1 protein-coding gene and 1 pseudogene are annotated in these 754 nt (G+C 62.1%); both read right to left on the bottom strand.

Translation table 11 applies throughout. From position 1 onward, the window contains the following. Positions 1–434, bottom strand: a 434-nt coding sequence (locus tag AAFM29_RS17925; RefSeq protein WP_341714060.1) for an argininosuccinate synthase domain-containing protein, incomplete at its 3' end; no start/stop codon positions are given. A 9-nt stretch (positions 435–443) separates the two neighbouring features. Continuing rightward, positions 444–754: pseudogene (locus AAFM29_RS17920) on the bottom strand (MATE family efflux transporter); the annotation flags it as partial.

The following is a 754-nucleotide window of genomic DNA, read 5'->3' as shown; positions in this document are numbered from 1 at the left end:
ACCTTGATCGAGGGATCGAGCGCATAGGCCGACAGCTCGAAGCGAACCTGATCGTTGCCCTTGCCGGTCGCGCCATGGGCAACCGCGTCGGCGCCGGTTTCATGCGCGATCTCGACCAGACGCTTCGAGATCAGCGGGCGCGCGATCGAGGTGCCGAGGAGATAATCGCCCTCATAGCGGGCATTGGCGCGCATCATCGGGAAGACGAAGTCGCGCACGAACTCCTCGCGCAGGTCGTCGATATAGATATTTTCGTCAGGCAGACCCATCAGCTTGGCCTTGGCGCGGGCCGGCTCCAGCTCCTCACCCTGTCCAAGATCGGCGGTGAAGGTCACCACCTCGCAATTATAGGTCACCTGAAGCCACTTCAGGATAACGGAAGTGTCGAGGCCGCCGGAGTAGGCGAGCACAACTTTCTTGATGGAATCGCTCATGCGCGCCGGTTAGGCCGCTGTTGCACGGCTTGCAAGAGGCTCGTTCGCACGGATCTGGCGGATGAGTGAGGGGAGATAGGCCCCCAGCGTCACCGCGCGCAGCAGGTAAGTCGCGGTAAAGGCGATCCAAACACCCAGATTCCCGTATGGCCGCAGCAGCAGGTCGAGCGCGATATAAAGCGCGGTGGTGATGACGGCGGCATTGCGCAGCGCCTTGCCGCGCGTCGCTCCGATGAATACCCCGTCGAGCATCCAGCTGGGCGCGCCGATAAAGGGCACCAGCGCGGCAAAGGGAAGAAAGACGACTGCGGTCTTATAGG

The organism is Erythrobacter sp. (assembly GCF_038133525.1).
GTDB lineage: Bacteria > Pseudomonadota > Alphaproteobacteria > Sphingomonadales > Sphingomonadaceae > Qipengyuania.
The sequence above is the reverse complement of the archived record's forward strand: the minus strand, read 5'-3'. Positions and strand labels throughout refer to the sequence as shown.